Here is a 3,706-nt window from a genome sequence, read left to right on the forward strand (position 1 = left end):
CGGGCGGCCCGGCCGCCGACGCGGCCGCCCGGTATAACCCCCCCCCCGGGCCCGGGGGGGAGCCGCCGCCCCGGGCCGGGCGCGGGTTCGCGGCCACATTCCCCGGGGGGGGCCTTTCGGCCGCCGACGCCGACCGCGCCGTTCAGGCCCGCGGCGAGGTCGGCGCCGAGGCCGATGGCGGTGCTGAGGCCGGTCGAGAGGTCGAGGTCGACGTTCGTGTCGGTGACCGCGGTGATGGCGGTGTCGACCGCGGCGCCCACCTGGGCCGCGACGTCGGCGACGGCGGACGCGGTGGCGCCAAGGCCGAGGTCGACATCGGCCTCGACCTCGGTCGCGGCGGCGACGGCGGCTGCCGTGGTCGCTGTCGCGGCGAGGGTCGCGCCCGCACCGGCGGCGGCACCCGCGGCGACGATCGACTGCAGCTGGGAGCCACCGTGGACCAGCGCGGACTCCGCCACCATGGGGGCGCAGGCGGAGATGTCCTCCGGAGTCACCTCGAGCCCGGCGGCGGCCAGCGCGGCGCACGGGTTGGCGCAGTAGGTGGCGGCGGCGTCCTTGTCGCGCAGCAGATTGAGGATGAACTCCAGAATCGCGTTGGGTGTCATCGAGATCAGCTCCTCCAGATCAAGGGCTCGGCGCCCGATCCGTTGTCGTTGGAATGTCTTTCACGCTAGATCCGCAGGTCGTTACAGGTAACGGGGCAAATACCTAGTTCACGCCGGGGGCGCCCCATTAGGGGCTCGATGCCGATTAGGGGAATTTCCCCGTACTTGTCCGACCGCGGGTAACAGCGGCCCCCTGGCAACCGACAGATCGGGTGGGACGCCCGGTCACCCGGCGGTCTCGAGCACGGTCCACGGAGTACTGCGAACGGGGTTGTCCAATGACAGAGCGTCTGGCGCTCGGCCTCACTGTCGGCGCGGCGAATTCGGTCGCCGCGGCCGCCGAGGCCGACGGCGCCCATGCCACCGTCGTGACCCATCGCAGCGGGCTGCTGCTCGGCGCCGACGGCGCGGTGAGCTTCGCCGACAACGCGCGGCACATCGACGGTGTCGTCATCGACGACTACCTGTCCCGGGTCGGCGACCCGGTAGACCTGCTGGCAGCGGACGGTTCCACCCACGACGCGGCCGACCTCGTCGCCGCCGCGACCCACGCGCTGGTCACCGAACTGTCCGGTACCGCAACCGAATCCACCATCGTCGCCTGCTACCCGGCGTGGTGGCCGGAGCAGACCGTCGAGACCGCGCGGGCGGCGCTCACGCGGGTGGGACTGCCGGACGTCACCGTGGTCCCTGAGCCGCTGGCCGCGCTGCGCCGCTACGAGATGGAGAACGGCCTCCTCGACGACGGCGCACTGGTCGTCTACGACCTCGGCGCGAGCGGACTGACCGTCACCGTGCTGCGCACCGGCGAACAGGCCGGGCTGCTCGGGACCGCACAGCACAGCACGGCCGTCGCCGGCGCGGAATTCGATCTGCTGACAATGCGCTATGTCCTGGCAAACGCGCTCGAGGATATCGATATCGATCCGTTCGATCCGGTCGTCGAAGCGGAATTGTCGAGGCTTCGGGCCCGCTGCGCGACGGCGAAGGAAGAACTGTCCAGATCCACCGCCACCGTCGTCCCGGTGGGCAGGCTCCATCCCGACATCCGGACCGAACAGGTGCGGTTGACCCGCGGCGAGCTCGAAGACCTGCTGCGCCCCGCCCTGCTCGACTCCATGGACCTGATCCGCGACGCGGTGCGCCGCGCCGGACTCGGCACCGGCGACGTGAGCCGGGTCCTGCTCACCGGCGGCGGTGGCGCGATCCCGCTGGTCGCCGAGCTGATCTCGACCGAATTCGGGCTCGCCGTCACCGCCTGCGCCGACCCGGCCACCGCCGCGGCACACGGCGCTGCGGAGATCGCCCTCGACGTCGCCGCGGTGTCGGTGCCCACCGAGGCCATTCCCGCCGTGGTCGTCGCGACCCCGCCGCCTCCCGCCGCCGCGGACATCGCGCTGCCGTCCTCGGAGCCCGCGCCCACCCGGCTGTTCACCGCCAAGCGGGCCGCGCTCGTCGGCGTCGCCGCGGTGGCGATGGCGGCGCTGGCCACCGGAACGCTGGCGATCGGTGGCGTCACGTCGCCGCTGCCGAGCCGACCGGCCACCAGCACCACGGAGCCCGCCGTCGACGGCGCCTCGACCGGTCAGGGAACCGCGCCCGCGGCCGCCACCGGCTCGGGCGCCACCGATCCCGCCCGACCGGGCACGACGGGGGTGGTCGCCCCGGCCGGTTCGCAGCCCGCGGGCACCACCGGCGGACAGCCGGTCGGGACCGAGGCGGGAGCACCCGGCACGGCGAACCCTGGTTCGCCCGCGACGGCCGACGCACCGAGCGGCGGCACCCGAGCACCCGCGGGCGCCGAGGCTCCCGCACCGCAACAGCCCGCACCGCAGGCACCGGCCCCCGCGCCTGCTCCCGCACCAGCCCCGGCGCCTGCCCCCGCACCCGCCCCGGCTCCGGCCCCCTCGCCCTCCCCCGCGCCGCGGCCGCAGCTCCCGCCGGTGCAGGTGAACCCCGGCGGCCTGATCGAGGACCTCGGCGGCGTGGTCGACGAGACCCTGGAGACGGGCACCCAGCTGCCGGGCCAGGTCCTCGGAGGAAACGGTGGCTGAGATCGCTCTCGACACCTTCCCCAACGCTCGCACCGTCTTTCGTGAGCTCGACGCGATCGATCGACAACCGGTCCTGCTGATCCGCGGTCGCGCGGAAACCGGGAAGACGGTGTTGCTCAACGCCGTTCGCGCGCATCTGCGCGGCCGGGGCCGCACGATCGCCGACGCGATGGGCGACTCCGAATCGGTGCTCATCGCCGACAACGTGCACAGCTGCGGCGACGACGAACTCCAAAACCTCTGCGCCGCGATCGAATCCGGCCGACCGGCCGTCCTGGCCACGCAGCCGCGCCCGCACGATCCCCGGCTCCGCGCCCTGACCGACGCGGTGGCCAGGCGTGGCCGCACCGTGGAGCTGCGGGCGCTGGGCAGCGGCGACATCGCCACCTTCGCCAGGGAACTGGGCATGGCGGTGTCGCAGCCACTGGCGCTGCACATCCATCAGCTCACCGCGGGCATCCCCGGCGGCGTCGTCGCGGCGTTGCGCGCGGCGCGCACGGCGACGCTGGACGCGGGCGCGGGCGCCGTCGAGCACGCGGTGACGGCCTGGGCGCGCACCCAGCTCGACACGGTCGAACCGGACCTGCTCGAGACCCTTGTCATCGCGGCCACCGGAACCGGTTTGGACGCAACGGAACTCACCGAGGTGCTCGGGATCGACGCCGACACCGCGCACACGCTGATCGACCGCGCCAGGGCCGGGGCGCTGGTCACCGACGCCGACCTGCTCCTCGCCCCCGCCGTGGAACCCCTGCGCCGACTACTGGGCGAGCGCCGCTATGTCGCCGTGCAGCGCGGCCTGCTCACCGCCCGCATCGACGCCGGACTGCTGCGCGACCGCACCGCGCTGATCCTGGCCGAGTCGGGTGTCGTCGACGCCCGACTCGCCGAATTCCTCTGCGCCACCGCCCCCAAGTCCGGGGCCGCGGCGCGCTACTACGCCGCCGCGGCGGCCGCGGGCGCCCCCGGGGAGTCGATCGCGGGGGGCGGGGGCGCGGCCGCCGCGCTTGCGGGGGGCAACGACACCGCCGTCCGCCAGGCCCCGCC

General features: G+C 74.3%; 2 protein-coding genes and 1 pseudogene. 2 read left to right on the forward strand and 1 reads right to left on the reverse strand.

The window, feature by feature from the left end:
• On the reverse strand, positions 1-605 hold a 605-nt coding region (locus QH270_RS33870), incomplete at its 3' end, for an IniB N-terminal domain-containing protein (protein ID WP_280348840.1).
• Positions 606-883: 278 nt separating this feature from the next.
• Between QH270_RS33870 and QH270_RS33875 the strand changes: the two genes are divergently transcribed.
• Together QH270_RS33875 and QH270_RS33880 are read left to right on the forward strand one after the other, a co-directional pair.
• Positions 884-2,659 carry an Hsp70 family protein gene (locus QH270_RS33875; protein WP_280348843.1) on the forward strand — a complete coding sequence of 592 codons (1,776 nt, stop codon included), beginning with the start codon at positions 884-886 and terminating at the stop codon, positions 2,657-2,659.
• Positions 2,652-3,706: pseudogene (locus tag QH270_RS33880) on the forward strand (LuxR C-terminal-related transcriptional regulator); the annotation flags it as partial. The gene QH270_RS33875 and the pseudogene QH270_RS33880, both read left to right, overlap by 8 nt.

It is taken from the genome of Nocardia neocaledoniensis (assembly GCF_029868625.1).
In the GTDB taxonomy this organism is placed as follows: Bacteria; Actinomycetota; Actinomycetes; order Mycobacteriales; family Mycobacteriaceae; genus Nocardia; species Nocardia neocaledoniensis_A.

Excerpts from the sequence above, each read along its gene's own strand:
- QH270_RS33875 (WP_280348843.1), top strand. The coding sequence starts at position 884 with ATGACAGAGCGTCTGGCGCTCGGCCTCACTGTCGGCGCGGCGAATTCG.